The sequence below is a fragment of the Paraflavitalea pollutisoli genome (assembly GCF_029360705.1).
GTDB classification, from domain to species: Bacteria; Bacteroidota; Bacteroidia; order Chitinophagales; family Chitinophagaceae; genus Paraflavitalea; species Paraflavitalea pollutisoli.
The window spans coordinates 1,436,501-1,458,198 of the sequence record NZ_JARKMX010000008.1 but is presented as its reverse complement, the minus strand read 5'-3'; the positions used below and the strand labels follow the sequence as shown (position 1 = coordinate 1,458,198).

General features: G+C 50.1%; 18 protein-coding genes. 10 read left to right on the top strand and 8 right to left on the bottom strand.

What is annotated here, in order from left to right; translation table 11 throughout:
• Nucleotides 1-29: 29 nt before the first annotated feature.
• The gene (locus P2W70_RS19545; protein ID WP_276483198.1) at nucleotides 30-461 is read left to right on the top strand and encodes a helix-turn-helix domain-containing protein; all 432 of its coding nucleotides are present in this window, start codon (nucleotides 30-32) and stop codon (nucleotides 459-461) included.
• A 30-nt stretch (nucleotides 462-491) separates the two neighbouring features.
• On the opposite strand, the gene P2W70_RS19540 is transcribed toward P2W70_RS19545, so the two are convergent.
• Complete coding sequence (locus P2W70_RS19540) at nucleotides 492-1,148, bottom strand: YdeI/OmpD-associated family protein (RefSeq protein ID WP_276483197.1); 657 nt, start codon at nucleotides 1,146-1,148, stop codon at nucleotides 492-494.
• Between the two features lie 274 nt (nucleotides 1,149-1,422).
• Here P2W70_RS19540 and dnaK point away from each other — a divergent pair, with 274 nt between their 5' ends.
• The gene (dnaK, locus tag P2W70_RS19535; protein ID WP_276483196.1) at nucleotides 1,423-3,333 is read left to right on the top strand and encodes a molecular chaperone DnaK; all 1,911 of its coding nucleotides are present in this window, start codon (nucleotides 1,423-1,425) and stop codon (nucleotides 3,331-3,333) included.
• Between the two features lie 59 nt (nucleotides 3,334-3,392).
• On the opposite strand, the gene P2W70_RS19530 is transcribed toward dnaK, so the two are convergent.
• From P2W70_RS19530 to P2W70_RS19515, 4 genes are read right to left on the bottom strand one after another with little or no spacing between them, the layout of a single operon-like run.
• Nucleotides 3,393-4,919 (bottom strand): DUF6850 family outer membrane beta-barrel protein, encoded by a 1,527-nt coding sequence (locus tag P2W70_RS19530; protein ID WP_276483195.1) that lies wholly within the window; start codon nucleotides 4,917-4,919, stop codon nucleotides 3,393-3,395.
• Nucleotides 4,920-4,922: 3 nt separating this feature from the next.
• Entirely contained in the window at nucleotides 4,923-6,116 is a 1,194-nt protein-coding gene (locus P2W70_RS19525) for a DUF4876 domain-containing protein (RefSeq protein ID WP_276483194.1), read from the bottom strand.
• Between the two features lie 10 nt (nucleotides 6,117-6,126).
• Nucleotides 6,127-6,879 carry a hypothetical protein gene (locus P2W70_RS19520; protein WP_276483193.1) on the bottom strand — a complete coding sequence of 251 codons (753 nt, stop codon included), beginning with the start codon at nucleotides 6,877-6,879 and terminating at the stop codon, nucleotides 6,127-6,129.
• Nucleotides 6,821-8,677 (bottom strand): TonB-dependent receptor plug domain-containing protein, encoded by a 1,857-nt coding sequence (locus P2W70_RS19515; protein ID WP_276483192.1) that lies wholly within the window; start codon nucleotides 8,675-8,677, stop codon nucleotides 6,821-6,823. Before P2W70_RS19515 ends, P2W70_RS19520 begins: the two co-directional genes overlap by 59 nt.
• An 84-nt stretch (nucleotides 8,678-8,761) precedes the next feature.
• On the opposite strand from P2W70_RS19515, the gene P2W70_RS19510 reads away from it, so the two are divergent.
• The 4 genes from P2W70_RS19510 (at nucleotide 8,762) to P2W70_RS19495 (ending at nucleotide 15,833) form a co-directional block, all read left to right on the top strand.
• A complete protein-coding gene (locus P2W70_RS19510) occupies nucleotides 8,762-9,985 on the top strand; it encodes an acetyltransferase domain-containing protein (RefSeq protein ID WP_276483191.1) in 1,224 nt (407 codons plus the stop codon).
• A 153-nt stretch (nucleotides 9,986-10,138) separates the two neighbouring features.
• Nucleotides 10,139-12,514 (top strand): ABC transporter permease, encoded by a 2,376-nt coding sequence (locus P2W70_RS19505; RefSeq protein WP_276483190.1) that lies wholly within the window; start codon nucleotides 10,139-10,141, stop codon nucleotides 12,512-12,514.
• Nucleotides 12,515-12,566: 52 nt separating this feature from the next.
• Nucleotides 12,567-14,996, top strand: coding sequence for an ABC transporter permease (locus P2W70_RS19500; protein ID WP_276483189.1), 2,430 nt, complete (start codon nucleotides 12,567-12,569; stop codon nucleotides 14,994-14,996).
• A gap of 189 nt (nucleotides 14,997-15,185) precedes the next feature.
• Complete coding sequence (locus P2W70_RS19495) at nucleotides 15,186-15,833, top strand: hypothetical protein (RefSeq protein ID WP_276483188.1); 648 nt, start codon at nucleotides 15,186-15,188, stop codon at nucleotides 15,831-15,833.
• A gap of 310 nt (nucleotides 15,834-16,143) precedes the next feature.
• Here P2W70_RS19495 and P2W70_RS19490 read toward each other — a convergent pair whose 3' ends face one another.
• The 3 genes from P2W70_RS19490 to P2W70_RS19480 all read right to left on the bottom strand — a co-directional run bounded on the left by P2W70_RS19490 (nucleotide 16,144) and on the right by P2W70_RS19480 (nucleotide 18,249).
• A complete protein-coding gene (locus P2W70_RS19490) occupies nucleotides 16,144-16,737 on the bottom strand; it encodes a 3-keto-disaccharide hydrolase (RefSeq protein WP_276483187.1) in 594 nt (197 codons plus the stop codon).
• A 67-nt stretch (nucleotides 16,738-16,804) separates the two neighbouring features.
• Nucleotides 16,805-17,320: a cupin domain-containing protein gene (locus tag P2W70_RS19485; RefSeq protein WP_276483186.1), complete on the bottom strand. Its 516-nt coding sequence runs from the start codon at nucleotides 17,318-17,320 to the stop codon at nucleotides 16,805-16,807.
• Complete coding sequence (locus P2W70_RS19480; RefSeq protein WP_276483185.1) at nucleotides 17,320-18,249, bottom strand: hypothetical protein; 930 nt, start codon at nucleotides 18,247-18,249, stop codon at nucleotides 17,320-17,322. The genes P2W70_RS19485 and P2W70_RS19480 overlap by 1 nt, the downstream gene beginning before the upstream one ends.
• 130 nt (nucleotides 18,250-18,379) lie before the next feature.
• On the opposite strand from P2W70_RS19480, the gene P2W70_RS19475 reads away from it, so the two are divergent.
• From P2W70_RS19475 to P2W70_RS19460, 4 genes are all read left to right on the top strand, one after another.
• Nucleotides 18,380-18,706, top strand: a complete 327-nt coding sequence (locus P2W70_RS19475) for a hypothetical protein (protein ID WP_276483184.1) — start codon at nucleotides 18,380-18,382, stop codon at nucleotides 18,704-18,706.
• A 70-nt stretch (nucleotides 18,707-18,776) separates the two neighbouring features.
• A complete protein-coding gene (locus P2W70_RS19470; RefSeq protein WP_276483183.1) occupies nucleotides 18,777-19,262 on the top strand; it encodes an FKBP-type peptidyl-prolyl cis-trans isomerase in 486 nt (161 codons plus the stop codon).
• 76 nt (nucleotides 19,263-19,338) lie between these two features.
• On the top strand, nucleotides 19,339-20,769 hold the full coding sequence (locus P2W70_RS19465; protein WP_276483182.1) for an L-serine ammonia-lyase: 1,431 nt from the start codon (nucleotides 19,339-19,341) through the stop codon (nucleotides 20,767-20,769).
• Nucleotides 20,770-20,820: 51 nt separating this feature from the next.
• Nucleotides 20,821-21,693, top strand: a complete 873-nt coding sequence (locus P2W70_RS19460) for a class I SAM-dependent methyltransferase (RefSeq protein WP_276483181.1) — start codon at nucleotides 20,821-20,823, stop codon at nucleotides 21,691-21,693.
• Nucleotides 21,694-21,698 lie beyond the last annotated feature (5 nt).

Here is a 21,698-nt window from a genome sequence, read left to right as displayed (position 1 = left end):
GGTCGGAACGATTTGTTTATATTTGGTTCATGCATTCCCGTATGGATTTGTCTACCGATGTATATGAGCGGATCGTAGCCGCGAAGCTGTTCATGGACCAGCATTTTCATGAACACATCAACCTGGATGGGATCTCGGGCAGGGCATGCTTTTCGCGGTTCCATTTTCATCGTCTCTTTAGCCGGGTATACCGTACTACACCTCATCAATACCTGACCCGCAAACGGATCGACAAAGCACAGGAGTTGCTCGCCGGCAACAAGCCAGTGACGGATGTTTGCAACGAGGTTGGTTTTGAAAGCGTGGGTTCCTTCAGCTCCTTATTTAAGAAGGAAGTGGGCATTGGTCCGCAGCATTACCGTAATATGCAGATCATGCGCCAGCAACAGGCGAAAGTGCAGCCCCGCAGTTTTATTCCCCACTGTTTTATTGAAAGTTATAAGCTCGATCGGCAGAGATGACCTTCCTGATCGCTGACTTGATCGTCCTGGCTAATTATTGGCCGGGTTTTTCCAACCTTTGGTGAGGCGTTCGATCGTTCCCTGGATCCTGTTGGCCCGGGTTTCTTCTTTTTTAGCCGTGATGATCCATTCAACGTATTCCCGGCGATGGCTGTAGGCGAGGGCGTTGAACAGCTTGCCGGCTTGTTTGTTTTTGGTGAAAGCCTTAGCCAGGTCTTCGGGTACGATGACTGTTTTGGTGGCCGGATCGGCATATTGCAAAATCAGTCGTTCCTCCTGGGGTTTGGCGGCCTTTTTGACGTCTACCGCGGTTTTGAGGCGGAAGGAAAAGGTAGACCAGGTATCGTTGAAGGAAACCAGGTTAAGCCACTGGATGTCGTGCGCCAACAGTAGCTCCCAGCCTTTATCGCGGGTCAGGTCGGTTTGGATGCCGGAACTGCCTTTCGGATAGTACGCCCAGCAGGTAGCGCCCTTATTCAGCAGTCGGAGTACCTTGTTCAGGTCTTTCTCTACCTGGGCCTGGTTGAGGACAAACCAGTGGATCTGCTGAAAAGCTGCCCCGGTAGTGGTGACCGTCACGTTGGGCGGAAGGGGTGACAATATTGCTTCAAAATCGCGCGGCGCATGGAGGATGAGCAAGTTATAGCCTTCCCGGATCTTCAATTTTGCAGCAATGGTGGCAGCCATAAGGGTTAATTTATGCCAAGGTACGGAAAGCCTGTCAGGTTGCCTTTACGCGATCTTGCTATTTAATAAGTTGTTAGACACTCGCTACCTGGCTGCGTAATGCCCGGGGGAAGCCCGATTCGGGCAGGTGCGGGTATGCAGGACCAGCAACCGGCGGCGACAGGATGTGCCAGGGACTGACAGCCTTTAATTGGCATAACTGCCATTTTTGCATTCCGGGCCGCCGCGGCATAATCATTGATAACCATAAGGGAACATTAAATTCAACACAACTATGGGAAAGATAATAGGAATTGACCTGGGTACAACCAACAGCTGCGTCGCGGTGATGGAAGGTAATGAACCCGTGGTGATAGCCAACGACGAAGGGCGCCGTACAACCCCGTCTGTAGTGGCTTTCCTGAAAAATGGAGAGCGTAAGGTAGGAGATCCGGCTAAACGTCAGGCGATTACCAACCCCCATAATACCATTACATCGGTAAAGCGTTTTATGGGTCGCCGGTTCGACGAAGTGACCGAAGAGATCAGCCACTGGAGCTATAAAGTGGCAAAAGGTGACAATAATACTGTACGTATTGACATTGACGGTCGTTTATATACACCGCAGGAAATCTCTGCCATGGTTCTTCAGAAAATGAAGAAGACGGCCGAAGATTACCTCGGACAGGATGTGACCGATGCGGTGATCACCGTACCCGCTTATTTCAACGACGCTCAGCGTCAGGCTACTAAAGAAGCCGGTGAGATCGCCGGTCTGAATGTACGCCGTATCGTAAACGAACCTACTGCTGCTGCCCTGGCTTATGGTCTGGACAAAGGCAAGCACGATCAGAAGATCGCCGTATTTGACCTTGGCGGTGGTACGTTTGATATTTCTGTACTGGAGCTGGGTGATGGTGTATTTGAAGTAAAATCAACCAATGGTGATACACACCTCGGTGGTGACGACTTCGATAAAGTGATCATGGACTGGCTGGCAGAAGAGTTCAAGAAAGACGAGAACATCGATCTGCGCAAAGATCCAATGGCTTTGCAACGTTTGAAAGAGGCTGCTGAGAAAGCAAAAGTGGAGTTGTCTTCTTCCAGCGAAACAGAGATCAACCTGCCTTATATCACAGCGCTGGACGGCGTGCCCAAGCACCTCGTAAAGAAGCTGACCCGTGCCAAGTTCGAGCAACTGTCGGATAAATTATTCGAGCGTTGTCTGAAGCCCTGCGAGCAGGCGTTGAAAGACGCTGGTATGAGCACTTCCGAGATCGACGAAGTGATCCTGGTAGGTGGTTCTACCCGTATCCCTAAGGTACAGGAGATCGTAGAGAAGTTCTTCGGCAAAAAGCCCAACAAGGGTGTGAACCCCGATGAAGTGGTAGCCGTAGGTGCTGCTATTCAAGGTGCGGTATTGACCGGTGAAGTGAAAGACGTACTGTTGCTCGACGTAACGCCGTTGTCGCTCGGTATCGAAACAATGGGTGGTGTCATGACCCGCCTGATCGATTCGAACACAACGATCCCTTCCAAGAAATCTGAAACTTTCTCTACTGCCAGCGATAACCAGCCTGGTGTTGAGATCCACGTACTGCAAGGTGAGCGCCCAATGGCCAATCAGAACAAGAGCCTGGGTAAATTCAACCTGCAAGACATTCCCCCAGCGCCGCGTGGTGTGCCCCAGATCGAAGTGATCTTCGACATCGACGCCAACGGTATCCTGCACGTAACAGCGAAGGATAAAGGCACTGGTAAAGAGCAAAAGATCCGTATCGAAGCCGGTAGCGGTCTGAGCAAGGAAGAAGTAGAAAAGATGAAGGCGGAAGCCCGTGCCAATGAAGCCACCGACAAGGCTGCCCGTGAGAAGGTAGAAAAGGTGAATCAGGCCGATAGTCTGATCTTCCAAACCGAAAAACAGTTGAAAGAGTTTGGTGACAAGGTGCCTGCCGATAAGAAAGGACCTATCGAATCAGCACTCGAAAAACTGAAGGAAGCACATAAGTCACAGGATGTTGCTGCGATCGATACGGCAGTAGCTGAAATGAACAATGCCTGGACGGCAGCTTCTGAAGAGATCTACAAGGCACAGCAAGGTGGTGCTGCTCCTGGTGGTGACGGTCAGCAAGGACCTAACCCCGGCGGTCAAGCCAATGCCGGCGGTGAGAATGTAACCGATGCCGAGTACGAAGAAGTGAAGTAATTCCTCCGGGAATTCCATCGAATACGAGCCCTCCGCTTTGCGGAGGGCTTTTTTTATTTCTAAAACCGTATCGCCACCGTTGCGCTGAAGTCATGGCGACCTATTCCTGTTTGGTGTGCGCCATCGATACGAATGGTACCTCCCAGTTTTTCAGAAAGCGGAAAGTCGGCGCGCAGTGATCCACCGAGCCTGGTGCGGGATGCCGACAGATAGGTAAGGTTGCTGGTGAGCATATCATACTGTGCTTTGTCTCTTGATAGATCGGCCCAAAAGCCGGTAGCCTCGATGTTTTCCTGCCTTTGCGCCTGTGCTGCCAGCGTTAGGCGGGTGCTGCGGAATGATTTGGACACGGTGAGGTCGATGCCTGCCAGCCAGTGGCTGTAGGATAATTCCCTGTTGGGCAACCGGTATTCCTGGATACTGTTGACATAACCTGCTTCCACGCCAGCATACCAATCGATCGTACTGCCGGTATGGCCATAAACGGTGCGGGCTTTTACTTCGGTAAAATCATGTGTATAGCGCAGTTCATCGGCAAGTTTGTAGAGGCGAAGAACATTGCTGCTGTCCGGATTGCCAAGTATGAATTTGCTTTCAATGCCATCCCTCAACAGCTTGGTGCCCCGCACCTGCACGAGAAAATGCCTGCTGGTGGTTTCACGCTGATAGCCTACGGTAGCTGTAACAGCTTGCTCCTTGCTTGTGCTCAGCTCATCCAACACGCCGCTTTTGAATTTTTCAACCGTGAAACTCTTATAAGATGCGCGGGCAAATAGACCTTTGTACTGCAAGGGAGACAGCACGAGACTTGCCTGGTAGCCAAGACCATTATATCGCAGGGTCACTAACCCGGATGTGCTCGTGCCTTTCATCAACTCGTTGTACATACCAAGGCCTGCTTCCTGGTACACCATCGGAACACCCAGTTCGCTGACGAACGTGAGGCTGTTGTTCTGGTTGTATTTGGTACCACCGAGATCCAAGGCCAGCGCATAGTTACTGTTGATGCGGCGCGAAACCGAGAGTAGGAGGTCCAGGTTGGAACTAACGTTTTTGGGCCGTGGATCTCTGTTGCGGTAAGCCTGTTCGCCCCGGTAGCCCCCCTGCATGGCGAGTTGATAACGACCCATTGCCTTGGCGATGCCGGCCTGAAATGCGTAGCTCTCGGCCTTCATATCGCCACCTACGGTGTCACTGGTCACGTACGGATATACCAGGTGGTAATCGGAGGTTTCGTTGAAGGTTACTTTTTTGATCAGGCGGTTGTGGTAGGTAGCATGCCCCCACAATGTTGTGGTGGCATTTTGCCGCAGGTAGGTTTCTGAGTGAATGGTCATGACCCTTTGCCCGCTACCTTCCTGCTGCAAATAAAGCTTCTGATCATTGTTGCGATAAACGGCGCCAATCTGCGAATAATTGTTTTGTCGCTGCCAGGCCCGCAATGAAGGACTGGAATAAATGCCATCGCGCAATTGCGTGACGGGCGACAATTGCTCTGATAGAGAGGCAGATAATGAATCCTGGGCATCCGCCGTGCGGACGCCCAGGATCAATAAGCAAAAGGATATTTTATGATACCAACGCATTCATTAAGGCATTAAAGAGGGCTTTACCTCTGCATCGAAATCTACGGTTGAGTTGTTGTTGTCTTTCAAGATCACACGGCCGTCAGGATTGGTAGAAAGTACCTTGCGACGAACTGCTTTCCCGAAACGGGTGGCATCGGAATCTATCTTGCCGCAATAGCTCCAGCCCATATCGAGCGCCGGTGCTACCAGGTTCCATTCGTAAATAGAGGCTACCGACAGGTTTACCGCATCCTGGATCCAGGTATTGGGAATCTTGTAGCCGGTAAATGGCATCAACTTATCTCCATTCATGTAAGAATAAGTGTATGTATTGGCTGTTTTATAAGAATCTACGGTAAGATCAGCAGGCATGCGGGCAATGACATACGTTTTAAAACCGCGGTTGTGCATGGTCATGGCGCCGGTCACATTTACCAGATCGGTAACCTGGGGGTTGTCGACGTTGATGGTAGAAAGTAAGGTCAGTTCGAAATCAGACTTGCTCAGGTCTACTGAATTCGCGTTGACTTCCTTGTGGTTGATGGCGTTGTTGGCAATAACCAGTTGCTTGCCTGGATAAACGGGGTATTGTTTACCGGTTCCGGGAATCATGACAATGCTGCCAGCAGTGAATGTTTCAGCCATGATATCTGGCGTATAGGCACGTTTGGTTGTAGTCAGGAAAGCCGCTTCTGCAATGATCAGGTGATCTGCATAGAGCGTATCATCGGAGTTGTTGTACAGGATGAAATACTTATCACCATTGTAGGTTTTGCCCTCCGGCGTTTGTGTGCCAGTAAAGAAGATCTCTTTGAACACAAAACCAGCTGTGTCGTCATACAGGAACAAGGGCAGGCTCAGGGTAATAACGTCACCAATAATGGCCACATCTTTTTGATAGCCCCGGATCTTTTTGCTGTATTCTACACCTGCATCGGTGTATTTGATGTCACCTTCCAGGGTAACTTCGTACGAACCCTGTGACGCAGTAAACGTTAATGAGGCTGTGCTCGACAGGTTGTAGGTGGTGGTCGTATTCGTGTTTACCTCACGGATCGTCAATACCAGGTTGGAGGTGCTGGCGCTTTGCAGGCCGCTCGGGCTGCTCAATGCCAGGCTGACGTCGGTTGTTTTGATGCCGTCTTTCTTACAGCCAATGCCCACAGTCAACATGACTGCTGCCATCAATGATAAAAGTGGTCTGGATAGTTGCATATATCTATAGTTAAAATTTCAGGTTTAGTTCCATGCCAAAATAGGGACTGATAAAAGCTTGCCGGGTGAATGTTACACCGTAAGCCGTGTAGTCGGGTGTATAGGTCAGCAGCCTGTTGACAAACATGGAAATGGCCGCTGTCTTTTTAAACTCTTTGGTTACTTTAAGATTCACCTGCAGGTCGAGCGGTACGGTCCTTTTTCTGAAGGAAGTATAATTATACATCCTGTCGAAGAGCTTTAATGCCGGATCCAGCTGACTCTGCTTGGTATAGGGAAATACTTTTCCGTTGATATCCATATAGCTTGTTGGAAGCGATTCAGCTGACGGAACCTGCAAGCTGGTAAACCATAAATTTTGCAAGCTGGTGGATATGATCAGACCCAGTTTGGGCAGGTAGCTGTCAATAGTCAGGTTGGTATTCAGCTGTTCGCGCAGATAGTTGGAGGCTGCATCGGCGTCATACGTAGCAACGAATTGACCTGCCTGCTCTTCGGGTACCTGCAGGCCAGAAAGCAAAGCATAGCTGGTCATGCTGTTGACGTAGGTGGTGCTGAACCAGGCGCCATTGATCGTAAAACGGGTGTTGATGCCCTTGAAACGTTTAGTAGAAAGCTGGTATTCAATCCCTTTTTTATTGATGCGGCTACCATTGGAGGGTAGGGAGTAGGAATAATATCGTCGCTGATTGGTATAAGTAAAGTCACTCGTCTGCGGCGGGGCCGTCAGGTTGGCCGCGTCTACCGATCGATTTGGTATCATATCGTTTATAAGCAAGCACCTGGAAGTTGGTGATATCCCGGAAACCGGTACTCATGGTTTCTTTAAAGTAGGTGACCGATAAGCGATTGCCCGCCCATTCCAGGTCACTGTTTACTTCCCATTTGTAATTGATGGCAGGTGCCAGCCCGAAGTTGCGGCGATCAGTGATATAGGTCACTGCATTGGCTTGGCGGTAAGCCGGGTTGTTGTGGTAAAAATTCAATTGTACAATGTCGTCGTACTTGTCGTTGGGATACAATTGGCTGAGGGTAGGCATTTTGGTTTGCACACCATAACCGCCACCGACGGTGATGAGCAGCATTTTGCCGGCCACGCTCGTGCGGGGCAATTGCCAGCGGATATTGATACGTGGATCGATATAGGGCTTGTTGGCCAGGCTATACTGGCTGTTCATCCCCAGCAAACTCATGGCGCGGATGCCAGCTTGTGTTGTAATAACGTGATTTCCCCAACGCATGGTGAGCATGTCTTCTGCAAACACCGATTGGTTGAGCATGGCTGGAATACTGTTGAATGCCCTTGGCCTTACTGTAATCCCTCCGGGATCGGGTGGATAGTTCAGGTCATACTGCTGGCCATCGCCAAGATTTTTACTGTACCGTGTTTCGAGTCCCAGCTTTGCCTGGTGTTTGATGCCGGCCGTATGAAACTCCAGCGAGGTCATGGCTTTGAAGAAGGCGTTGAGTGGTTGATCGTCTACCTTAAGATTGGCTGCATATCCACCGCCGGCATAACTCAGGTCATGGTCTCCGGCTGTGGTGGCATTGAATAAAATGCCGACAGATAAAGGTTGCACCCATTTGGTTTGGTCAAGCGGTGAGTTCGTGTAGCTGATGTTACCCGACAGTTCCCACGACCTGACCAACGACGTAGCATTGCTGGTAGTGTGGCGTAGGATGGCGCCAAAAGTGTAATTATTGCTACGACTTACGTACTTGTCAACAGGTGCAAAGCCATTGTCCGGATCTACCCGTTCATTGTCAATATTGCTGGAAAGATCCAAGTTGGCGCTCCAACTGAGTGTACCCCGACGGCGTTCCCAAGCTTTTTCAAGGCGAAGGCTACCATTGATACGTTGATAGGTTTCAAAGTTATTCGTGGGCTCGTCTTTGGCATCCAGGTAGCCAAAATCAATATTGAGTGAAAGGTTTTTCTCCGGGAAAAAGAACCCTTTGCCCAACGCGACCAGCTTGCTGAATCCATCGCTCTTCAGACGGGCATTATATGGTGAGGCGCCTTTTCTCCGGGTAATCTGAACAACGCCACTGGTCAGATCGCCATGTTCAACAGATGGAATACCCCGGATGATATCTACCCGTTCGATCTGATCGGTGGACAGTGTACGCATATCCACTCCTTTATTAACAGCACTGCGGCTTGAATTGGGGCTGGATAGTACATAGCTTCCGGTTGTCTGCAAAGCGGCAGTAGTATTAACGGGTGCACCATCGATCACGAAGGCGGTACCGAGGGAGGAAATATCGTATTGGTTTCCTGATATACCGACTTCCCGCAACCTGATCTGGTTTATGCCGGTTAAGTTGGGGTCAATGGCCCTTCCGCCCGGCAGCAACTCCAGCAGGTCGGTAAAGCTTGAAGGTTGCAGGTGCTGCATCGCTTTGCGATCGATGATAGAGGCGCTGGTCATGCCTTTTGATTCCGAGGCGGTGATCACTACATCCTGCAGGGTAACGGCTACTCGCTCGATCAGGAGATCGGTAGTATGGTCTTGCTGAAGGTGTACTGTCAGGTTGCGATACCGAATAAAAGTCTGCATATTACTGTTGATTCAGAATAAAATTCTGAACATTTTGTTTTTGCAGAATTAAAGTCTGTATATTTAGATCCTTAAAGTATAGCCATGCAACCTATCGCCATTGCGGCTGCTGCCCCCACCAGGGTAGCAGCCATCGCCCGTATTGAGTCTATTGACCTTTTACGCGGCCTTATTATGATCATTATGGCCCTTGACCATGTCAGGGACTATTTCCACGCCGATGCGCTGGTAAACGATCCTACCGATCTGGCCACCACTACGCCCGCACTGTTCTTCACCCGCTGGATTACCCATTATTGCGCGCCGCTATTTATGCTCCTGTCGGGCGTATCCGCACGTATCTCCGGTGAACGGAAGACTAAAAAAGAACTGACGCGTTTTCTCCTGACGCGTGGTCTTTGGCTCATCTTGCTGGAGCTGACCGTAGTGCATTGGGCCTGGTATTTCAATATCCTTGGTAAAGGCGTCGACCTCACCGTGATCTGGGCATTGGGCGTCAGTATGATCGTGCTGGCTGGCCTTATCCATTTGCCAGGTTGGGCCATTGCTTCGATTGGTTTGGCAATGGTCTTTGGGCATAACCTGCTCGATGGGGTGACCGTACCAGGCAATACGCTCCAGGGGTCCGGCTGGGCCCTGTTGCATGAGCAACGGGCATTTTTTGTAGACGGTTTCATGGTATTGGTCGGTTACCCGATCATTCCCTGGGCCGGTGTCATGGCATTGGGTTATTGCCTGGGCCAGGTTTATGCGAAAGACTATCCAGCCCAATCGCGTAAAAAGTTACTCGTTGTGTTGGGCATTTCGGCCATCGCCTTGTTTATTATCATACGCGGTATTAATATATACGGTGATGGACATCCCTGGAGCCAGCAGCCTACGCTCGTGTACACCATGCTATCATTCCTCAATACCGTTAAATATCCACCTTCTCTCTTGTATTTGCTGATGACCATCGGGCCTGCCTTGCTCTTCCTGGCCTGGACGGAGCGACAGCCCGGATGGCTGGGCCAGCAGATCTCGGTCATAGGTCGTGTTCCACTGTTTTATTATATCCTGCACCTGTACCTGATTCACCTGCTCGCCTTGTTCGCTACAAGCTTCAGTGGACATTCCTGGCGGGATATGGTGTTGGATTACGCGTTGTGGACGGGCCGTTCCTCGGAACAATTAGCTGGTTACGGCTTCTCGCTGGGCATCACCTGGCTCGTATGGGCATTGGTCGTGCTCCTGTTGTTTCCCCTTTGCAAATGGTACGACCGATACAAACGTTCCCATAAAGACCAATGGTGGCTGAGTTATCTCTAGATTCCAACAATCGATACACTAGTTGTATCAAAAGCGGACAGGGTACGGCGGGTGCTGGTTTTCGAATCTGCTGATTATGAATGCGCTGCACAGAGGCATTGTCTTTGGTACGGTTAGCAGGTCATCACTGCTTTTGTAACCAAACCCGTCGCAATGCTCCTTCATCACCTTCGGTTTGCCTGGCGTAACATCCTCAAAGATCGCCGGTTTACCCTGCTCAACCTGATTGGTCTGGCCTCCGGACTAGCCTGTGCCTTGCTGATATGCTTGTGGATCTCCGACGAAATGGGGATGGATAAAGGGCACCGGGAAGATGCGCGGTTGTACCAGGTGATGCAGAACATAGAGTCCCCGCATGGCGTCAGTACCATGGACTATACGTCTGGCTTATTGGCGGGTACATTGGCCGAAACCCTGACTGAGGTGGAGTATGCTGCTACGGTGCTGCCTGCGTCTTGGTTTTCGAGCAAGGGCATCATAGCACAGCATGAAAGCAAACTGAAAGCCCGTGGCCAGTTTGTTAGCAAAGATTATTTCAAACTCTTTACGGGCCGGTTTCTCGCCGGCAATCCCGACCAGCTGTTTGCTGATAAACGTTATATCGCTGTGTCCGATGAGCTGGCGATGAAGCTTTTTCATACGACCGACGTTCTTGGCAAAACCATTGAATGGAACCAGAACGAATTCAATGGCACCTATACCATCCAGGGAGTATTTGAGAAAAACGCCCCGCAGGTATCTGATCCCTTCGATGTACTATTCAGCTTTGACCTCTTTATAGAAAAACGCCCACATATTATGGAATGGGGCAACAGCGATCCCAATACCTATGTATTGCTGAAGCCGGGAACGGATATCGACCGGTTCAATACACATATCCACGCCATGTTGCTGGATAAGGACAAAAACGAAAAGAAAACATTGTTTGTCCGGAAGTTCTCCGATAAATACCTCTACAGCCAATACACGAATGGGAAACAATCGGGTGGGCGCATCTCGTATGTAAAACTATTTGCCCTCATCGGCATTTTTATCCTGCTGATCGCCTGCGTCAATTTCATGAATTTGTCGACTGCGCGTGCTGCCAGCCGGATGAAAGAGGTGGGGGTGAAGAAAGTGGTGGGCGCCAGCCGTTCGTCGCTGGTGCTGCAATACCTCAGCGAATCGGTGCTGATGAGTACCATGGCACTGCTGTTGGCCCTGGCCCTCATGGCCCTGTTGTTACCGGCCTTCAATACTATCACCGGTAAATCGCTAACGCTGCACCTGAGTTCCTCCATGTTCATGGCGGTCGCCAGTATAACCCTGCTGACCGGCTTGGTGGCGGGTGCCTATCCCGCGTTGTATCTTTCACGATTCCGTCCGGTGGCGGTGCTGAAGGGGAAACTGTCCACAAAAGCAGGAGAACTATGGATCAGGAAAGGGTTGGTCGTATTTCAATTTTCCTTATCGGTGATGGCGATCGTCGCCGTACTGGTGATTGCAGCACAGATAAATTATATTCAATCCAAAGACCTGGGGTATCATCGTGACAATGTGGTGTCTTTTCCTATTCCCCTGGATGAGGAACCGGGTAGTATGACCAACGGTGTTACTTTTATCAATAACCTCAGGAATATTCCTGGTGTATTAAGTGTGTCGTCTTATTACCACAACCTGACCGGCGATCACGGAGGTATAGGACGGTTTCAGTGGCCCGGTAAAGATCCGGCCAACAACATCGAGTTTGCCAACCTCGAGGTGGGGCAGGGATACATGGAGACGATGGGTATGCAACTCGTCGCGGGCCGCGATTTTTCCAGCAATGCCAGCGCCGAACGGGAAATCATCTTCAATGAAGAGGCCATTCGAAAGATGGGCATCAAGGATCCTATCGGAAAAATGGTCAAATTCTGGGATCGGGAAAAACGGATCGTTGGTATCGCCAAAGACTTCCATTTTGAATCCTTGTATGCCAATATTCAGCCTGCTTTTTTTCAGGTGTATCCTGCCATGCCCAATATCATCGTTAAAGTGAAAGCGGGTACAGAGAAGCAAACGTTGGCGGCTATTCAGCGGGTGTTTACCGGGTTTTACAAAGGCCTTGATTTCGAATACCGCTTTCTCGATGAAGAGTACCAGTCCATGTATGCTGCGGAGAACCGGGTAGCTACTTTGTCCAAATATTTTACAGGTCTGATTTTGTTGATTGCCTGTCTCGGCTTATTTGGACTTGCTGCCTTTACTGCACAGAAACGCCAGAAGGAGATCGGTATCCGGAAAGTCGTAGGGGCTTCTGTCAATAGCATCATCGTACTGTTGTCGAAAGAATACCTGGTACTGATCCTCATCGCGGCACTGATTGCATTACCATTGGTCGGCTGGGGGATGCACCAGTGGCTGCAGGCTTTCGCGTACCGGGTCTCGATCGCGCCGTGGATATTCCTGGTTGCCGGTGGCACGGTACTGTTGATCACGTTGCTGACGGTGAGCTTTCAGTCGATCAAAGCGGCGCTGGCCAATCCGGTAAGGAGCTTACGCAGCGAGTAGTCTTGAAACATTACATGAACTATTTTGTCATTGAACTATAAACGTTATTAATATGATTTCCCATTATCTGCGCATTGCTTTTCGGAATATGTCGCGGCAAAAAATGTATGCGGCCATTAAAGTAGGTGGTTTTGCCATTGGCATCGCTGCCTGTTTATTGATTGGCTTGCTCGTTCGCCATGAGTTAAGCTACGATAGCAACTATCAGGATGGAAACCAGATTTACCGCATGATCGGTATCTACAATGATAATGGTAAGATAGAGAAAGGCGTCAGCTTTCCAGCTCCCTATGCGGAGGCTTTGAAGGATGACTATCCCGAGGTGGAGCAGGTGGCGCGTGTGATGCCCTCTGCTTTGTTTTACGGGGCTGGTAGCAATCAGCTTCGCCGGGAAGACAACCCCATGAACACTTTTGAAGAAGGATTTGCCTATGCCGACCAGTCATTGCTGGATATGCTGCAACTACCCATGGTGTATGGCAATCGTAATAAAGCGCTGACCGAACCGAATACCATGGTCATCACCCGCAGCAAGGCCGATAAATATTACCCGGGCCAGGATCCTGTTGGGAAGATCATGTTCCTGAATGACAATACGCAACAGTCTTATAAAATTGGCGGCGTGATCGAGGATTGGCCCACTACCTCCCACCTGCAATATGATTATCTGCTTACCCTTGCCGGCAAGTCGTTGTGGGAAGGTGAGCAGAACAATTGGATGGCGAGCAACTATACGACCTACGTAAAACTGAAGGCCGGAACGGATGCAAAGCAGTTTGGCGAGAAATCCATTAAAGGGACTTTTACTAAATACATGTTGCCGGCGTTTAAGGCATCTGGCCGGTCAGATGCCGGAGAGCTGCTTGGCAAGCTCAGTATGTACGTGCAGCCTCTTCGTGATATACACCTGAAGTCGTATGATATTTATGATTGGGAGACGCGGGGTGATAGTCGTTTCGTATGGATGTTTGTAGCGGTGGCTCTATTTATTCTGCTCATAGCTTGTATCAACTTCCTGAATTTATCTACCGCCAGGAGCGCCAACCGCGCCAAAGAGGTAGGCCTGCGCAAAGTGATCGGTTCACAGCGAAGCAGCCTGATTACGCAGTTCCTTACCGAGTCTATCCTCTATAGCGTGTGCGCTTTCGTATTGGGATTTGTGCTGGCGTGGGCAGTGCTGCCATTGTTTAACCAGATGACAGGTAAAGAACTGGCGATACCATTCCGGGCCTGGTGGTTGGCTCCGCTGTTTGTGGTGGGTGCTCTATTCATTGGCGTGCTGGCTGGTTTGTACCCGTCATTCTATTTGTCCGCCTTCAAACCCATTCAGGTGTTGAAAGGCAACCTGGCGAAGGGATCGCGTAACTCAGGACTGCGCAGCACGCTGGTGGTGTTTCAGTTTACTACCTCTATCGTATTGTTGATCGGTACCGTGGTGATCTACCGGCAAATGCAGTTTATCCTGCATTCCAAAATCGGGTTCGATAAAGAACAGGTGGTATTGTTGCAGGGAACCGGTACACTTGGGCAAAAAGTACAAACGTTGAAACAGGAGCTGATCAAACTGCCGCTGGTCAGCAATGCCTCGGTGAGTGGCTATTTGCCAACCGAATCCAAACGGGACGGTAACCCGTTCTGGAAGGAAGGTAAAACGAAGGAAGAGGCATCCGTAGGCGGTCAAAAATGGTATGTAGACGAAAGCTATATTCCCACCTTTGGCATCAAAATAGCTGCGGGGCGCAATTTTTCTCCCCAGATGCCAACAGATACACAAGCAGCTGTGATAAATCAATCTATGGTGAAAAAGCTGAACCTTGCTGAACCCGTGGGCGCAAAGATCACCAATGGCTGGGAGCATTTTACCGTGATCGGTGTCATGGAAGATTTTCACTTCGAATCCATGAAGAAGGAGATTGTCCCCTTGTGTTTGACGCTTGGTCGTGGTGGAGACGTGGTGTCGGTAAAATTGAAGCCAGGTAACGCAGAGAAAGCCATAGCTGACATCTCAGCCGTATGGAAAAGCTTTGCACCTAATCAACCGATCCGGTATAGTTTCCTGGACGATAATTTTGCCCGGATGTACAAAGACGTGGAGCGGACGGGCTTCGTATTTACCAGTTTCGCGGTGTTGGCCATCATCATAGCCTGCCTGGGGTTGTTTGCGTTGGCAGCCTTCATGGCCGAGCAACGCAACAAAGAGATCAGTATCCGGAAAGTATTGGGCGCATCTGTATCGGGGCTCTTTATGATGCTCGTCAACAACTTCCTGAAACTAATCATTCTTTCCTTTCTTATTGCCATACCGTTGGGGTGGTGGTTGATGAATCGTTGGTTGCAGGATTATTCTTATCGCATCTCCATCACCTGGGATGTATTCCTGGTGGCGGGTGTGGCCATCCTGGTCATAGCGCTGCTAACTATCTGTTATCAGTCCATACGCGCTGCCATCGCAAGTCCGATAAAGAGCTTGCGCAGCGAATAAATCTTTGTTTTGTTTACTAATTTAGAATCGCCCTGGAGCTTCTGCTCCGGGGCTTGCTGTTGTTGGGACGGAAATCAGCTCCGGTACCGCCTGCCAACTATGCAGCCGGTAGGGTACAAGGGGCCATTCGTATACCGGAATAGGGAAATCCTGCAGGATTTCGTACCTTATAGGCATAAACGTTTTGCCATGAAATATTTGCTGGGGTGCCTGTTGCTGCTGGCACAACCGGGCTGGGCCCAAACTTCCGAGACTGCCGTGGGAGAAGATAAGATCAGTACTGCTTCTGGTAATCCTTTTCTCTTCAAGGACTGGATGGAGGGCGTTGTGTATTTTAAAAGCGGTCGGGTCGTAAAGCAGTTCAAACTCAAGTTCGATTGCGCCCGTAACCGGCTGATGATGCAGTTTGAAGGGAACTCTTTTGCAGCTGAAAGCCAGGTAAAAGAATTCGTCATCTATACGGCTTCCAAAAAGAATAAAGACTCCGTGCTTTTCCGGAAAGGCTATCCGGCCATCGACAAGAATACAGAAGAAACTTATTACCACGTACTACTGAACGGCAAAGCGGAGCTCCTGCAATTACATACCAAAGTACTGATCGAGGAAAAGCAACTGGTCAACTCGGCCAATATGAGTCACCTGGAAGACGATGAAGCTTTCTTCGTTTGCCTGAATGGTGTTATGATTCCTTTGCCGCGTAATAAGGAGCAGATTCTGGAGAAATTACCGGTGCAGTCGGATCAATTGAAGGAGTATGTTGCACAACAAACCTTGCGCATGGACAAAGCCGAAGACTTTGTGAAGATCATGGCTAAATACAATGAACTGGTGCCCTGAAACTACATTGAAGATACTGCACGACTGTAAACGGCCGGCAGCATCTTCAATAAGCTTGGACACTTTTACATGCCCGATACATGATCGTTCCTTTAGCACCTTGCCAAAGGCCCTTTTTACGGATAAAAACGGGTTGCAGAGATAAAAAGGAGCGGGTATGGACAAAAACTGTTCTATTGACGGTGTAGAGAATGGAAGGGTTGCATAGGGAAGGTAGGCTATGCAAGGATCGTTATTGCCAGATGAAGGTGTAAGGGTGTATAGTTACAGGCCCTGTGTACTAAAATTAGCAAAAATTAATCCAATTCTTCTATAATTGTTTAAGCCGGATCTTTTTCCAACGTACTTTGATACCGCCGCCGTCGTGAATTTGAAGGGCGATAAAGCCGTTCGCAGAGGCAATCTTGTCGTCGGTCAGGTTGATCATCTGATGCCCGTTGAGCCAGGTCGTAACGGTGCCATCCAGCACCTTAATGCGTAGGGTGTTCCATTCGCCTTGCTTCAGCCATTGTTCATCTTCCTTTTTAGGCTGAATCATCCAGCCGCGGCCATACGATTCATAAATGCCGCCGGTGTGGTTGTTCAAGGGCGCCACTTCTACCTGCCAGCCACTGATCTTGACACCCTCTATCGAGGAACGAAAGAAGACACCGCTGTTGCCATTGGCCTCCTGTTTGAATTGTAACGTAAGATCGAAATCCTTATAAGGTTGATTGGTGGAGAGGTAGCCATATTGTTTGTCGGGGCCGCTTTCACAGACCAGCTCTCCCTGGTCCACATACCATTTTTCCGTACCATGAATGGTCCAGCCGGTCAGGTCTTTTCCATTAAATAGTTTTTGTGTTTTCTGGGCAATCGTCAGGACGGGTGTTGCGAGCAGCAGCAGGTACAAGAGTTTTTTCACGTGTGGGAGATTTATAGTCGGAAGTTAAGGATAAGCAGTGAGATCCGATTCGGAAAATGGGGCAGGATCAACCCTCGCGGGTGAGTGCGGCTATCAATGCTGCCTGTGCGGGATATTGCAGACTGAGTGCCCTGCGGTCGGCCAGTTCGAAATCGGCAAAGTCGAACCCGGGAGCAACAGTACATCCCACCAGCGAATAATCACCACCGGCTTTTACCCGGGAGGCAAACCAACTGCCGGCTTTCACCACACACTGAAAATGCTGCCCCTGGTCGGGGTCATTGCCGAGCAGGTGTTCTGTCAATGATCCGTCTGCTTCGATCTCATACACCACCAGCGGATCACCGTAGTAAAAATGCCAGCATTCATCACTTTTGATGCGATGGAAGGCAGAGAACTGGTCCTGTTTCAGCAGAAAATAAATGCTGGTACTGATGTTTCGTGGGGCAGGGAAGGTGTGGGGTAAAGCAGCTGGCACTACTTGCCAGGCCGAGCGATAGACTTCACGGAAAGCGCCGCCTTCCACGTGCTCGGTTAGCTGCAGTTTCTTTATCCAGTATTCAGCGTTTCGCCGTATAGCCATTATTGTTCAATACGTACTTTAACGGGTTTCGTGCCATAATACCAGGCATTGAGCGAATCTTTGATACGGCCCGTGTCGGCTGGTGTGGCAGGCATCACTACGTAAATATTGTAGGTGAGCGAATCCTTGGTTTCTAATTTGATGTTCCGGTTGAGCGAGTCCAGAAAAGCATGGCGCTTCAGGGCCCGCGATTTGCGGGTGGTCGTTTCGAAGATGAATTTATAGTTGCCAGCTGGTAAGTTCGTTACGGACGATGGCGCAGGAGCGACGCTGTCTGCTGGTTTGGTCGACACCGAATCGGGTGCAGGTGTGGCAGGCGTATCGACGGGTGCGATATACGTTTGGGCAGCGGTTTGTTTACTCTCGCTATTGTTGTTATAGAGCATATAGCCACCCCAAACGATCACCGCCACGCAAATGACGATCAGCGTGGTCACCAACACGCCTTTGCGGCGTTTATGATGGGCCTGGATGCGGCTATAACCATCTTCGTAGGTTGATTTTGCAGCTGGTTGCTGGCGCTCAGCCGTTTTGGACTCGGGAGCCAGTTCTACTCTCTCGATGGTGGGCTCGCCAGGCTCAAAATCGTAAATGCCCAGTTTGTTCTTGGACAAGGTTCCAATACCGTCGATGTGAAAAGGCTTGCCGATATTCAGCAGCAATTTACCATCGGCCAGGTACGATTCAAGGTCCGATTCGGCCAGGGGCTTGATCTTTCCGGTATGGGTGCGGATGAAATCTATCAGGCTGTCATCGGCCTTGGCAACTGGTTGTTGCTTGAATTGCACGTATTTAAGAAACTCCCGGAAGTTCTTATCGTTCTGGTCGGGTACTGTTACCGCAGCGTCGAGGCTGAAGGTGCCAATCGTGGGCAAATTGAGTTGCCGGTGCTGATAAAAATACTGCGCTAAAAGGATAGATAATTTCAAGGTATTGCAGATTTAACTTCCACAAGGTAAACATAAATTACTGGCAAGCAAGCAATTTGCTGGCTCATCTGCAATTTTTGCATCACCTTTGCCCGGAAATCGTCCGTATACAGCGCATAAAATTGACAGTATGCTAAATGAACGTGAGCAGGAATTTATCCGCTATTGGGAGGCCAACCGGCTACGCCAGAAACAATGGAAATACCAGTTGCTGAGCGGTATTCCCATTGGGCTCATCTTTGCCGTCCCGGTCCTGGCGATCGCTTTTACCGGCAAATTGTGGTACAAACGGGCAGATATGGCCATGAATGCCCAGGTCAATCCCCTGGTACTGGTGCTGGCGGTCTTTGTAATTACCGTTTTTGTGTCTATCTTTTACAAAAGGCACCAATGGGATATGCGTGAGCAGCAATACCAGCACCTGAAGGCCAGGGAAGAAGCTGCGCAAAAGGAATAGGAAGCAGGAGTGCAGCTATCATCCCGGTTGAATTGTCTTTTAACCAAACTATCATAGCAAACAGCTACCCATGCGGAAAATTGCCTTGTGCCTTGCTTTGCTGGCCCTATTATGTACCAATTGCTTCAAGGATAAGAATGATGACTGTGTTCCGCGCGATATCGTAGCGTCTTCAGCCGAACAAAAAATGGTGCTCGATTACCTCGTTGCCAATGGCATCAGCGCCACCCACCATACGAGCGGACTGTATTACCAGATTGTTCAGCCAGGCGTAGGACTGGCACCTGCCATCTGTTCTTCCATAAAAGTAGGCTACACCGGAAAATTGCTGGATGGTACCGAGGTGGAGCGCGATGAGAACATGGTGCTCAACCTGAAGCTGATGCTGGAAGGTTGGCGCATCGCTTTACCGCTGATCCAGTCTGGTGGAAAGATCAGGATCTGGCTACCACCCACCCTCGCTTATGGCCGTGAAGGTAAAACGGTCAACAACAACCAGGTCGTTCCCCCCAATGCGGTACTCTTCTACGAAATTACTTTGAAAGAAGTTATGTGATCTACCGTCTCCTGCTTGCCCGCACACATTAGGTGCTTTAGTGCATTTTACTACCTTTGCAGCAAATTTAAATTCATTGCCGCACGAAGCTATTTCTGTATTCGATATGTTCAAGATCGGGGTAGGACCCTCGAGCTCTCATACCCTTGGCCCCTGGCGGGCAGCCCAACGTTTCCTGGAAGGCGTAGAAAAGAGTGGCCGTTTGTTTGAGGTAACCGCTGTACGCGTGCTGCTGTATGGATCGCTGGCCAAGACTGGCAAAGGTCACGGAACGGATGTGGCCGTGTTGCTGGGATTGAGCGGTGATGACCCGGTCACCTTCGATGTACACCAGATCGATCCGAAGATGAATGATATCCGCGCGATGAAGAAATTGCTGTTGCACGGAAAACACGAGATTGACTTCGATCCGGCAGAAGATGTTGAATTCCTCATGACGGAATCGTTGCCATACCATCCCAATGCATTGACCTTTCTCGCAGCCTTTCACAATGGTGATTCCATCGCTGAAACATGGTACTCCATCGGCGGAGGTTTCGTGAAGCGCGAGGAAGAGGAAGAGCAGGCTGGCGTTGCTGCCGTTCAATTACCCTTTCCCATCGATCATGCCGAAGACCTGTTGCACTGGTGCCGTAAAACCGGTCTCAGCATCAGCGAAGTGGTCATGGAAAATGAGCTGAGCTGGCGCGCTGAGCAAGACACCCGGATGGGCATGCTGCACATCTGGCGGGTGATGAAAGAATGTATCTATCGTGGCTGCAATACACAAGGTATGTTGCCGGGTGGTTTGAATGTAAAACGCCGCGCAGCAGATCTCAACAATAAACTACTGGGTGGCCGAACCTACACCGATTACAATTCCTGGTTGGAAGCGGTGCGTGAAGGCGGCCACCATTTCAAATACACCCTGGATTGGGTGAGTTGTTTTGCCCTGGCCGTGAACGAAGAAAATGCTTCGTTCGGTCGTGTAGTCACTGCGCCCACCAATGGAGCAGCCGGTGTCATCCCCGCCGTATTGCAATACTTCGTTACTTTCTGCGACGGCCATCGGGAAGACAAGATCCTGCAATTCATGTTTACGGCAGCGGAGATTGGCAGCATATTTAAGAAAGGAGCTACCATCTCGGCAGCGATGGGTGGTTGCCAGGCAGAGATCGGCGTTTCATCGGCGATGGCCGCGGCAGGCCTCACCGAAGCCATGGGCGGTACGCAGCGACAGGCATTGATGGCGGCAGAAATAGCCATGGAACATCACCTTGGCTTAACCTGTGATCCGATCGGCGGCCTGGTGCAGATACCCTGTATCGAACGCAATACCATGGGCGCTATCAAAGCCATTACCGCTTCCCAACTGGCCCTGCAGAGTACACCCGATTTTGCGAAGGTGTCACTCGACAATGTCATCAAAACAATGTGGGATACTGCCAAGGACATGAGCTTTAAATATAAGGAAACTGCTGAGGGTGGATTGGCTGTACATATTCCAATCAGTTTGCCGGAATGTTGATGCGGAGATAGGAATTGTTTTTCGTAAATTAGAAGTATAACCCTGGCGGATATGTCTCTCACGAGAAACTTCAATACGATCAGTCCTTCTGCGGGTGCTTTGCTGATGCTGAAAGCCCTCACGGATATTCCTTTTGCCAAAGAAACAGCAGCGCTGGTGGGCGACCTGGAAGGCTTTACCCGCACTGCCAGGGAGAAACGCTCCCGCGTTATGCTGGGCCGCATTATTCATTTCGAAAACCGCTATAAAACGATCGACCGCGCACTGGCGGATATCAATCCCTGGCAGGTACTGGAACTGTCTTCGGGATTCTCGTGCCGCAGCCTCGATATGACCCGTAGAAAAGAAATGATCTATGTAGATTCCGATCTGCCGGAGTTCATTGCCAACAAGAAAAAGCTCATCGATGTGTTGATGGCAGAACAGGAGCTACACCTCAAAGGGCGACTGCACATCGAACCCTTGAATGCGATGGATACAGCGAGATTTCAGGAAGTGGCCATGTTGTTTCAACCGCAGCCCATCACGGTCGTGAATGAAGGCCTGCTGGTGTACCTCGATACGGCGGAAAAAAAGGAGCTTTGCGCCACCATCCATCAGTTATTGAAAGAGCATGGAGGCTATTGGGTAACGGGCGATGTGTACATCCGGCGCGATATGTCGCGTTTATTGGAGCAGCCGCAGGAAGCGTTCGATGAGCAACTCACCAAATTCCTGGAAGAACACAAGATCGACGATAATAAGTTTGAAAGTTTTGATGAAGCGTACCAGTTCTTTACGGGCTGTGGTTTTGCCGTACGCCGGAAGATCGATATTGCCTACAATTCACTGAGTTCCCTAAAGCTCATAAGCCGGGAAGTGGAGGAGGAGAAGGTGCGGGAGTGGATGCAGGGAAGAGAAACCTGGGTACTCGAAGCCATATAGCCGGG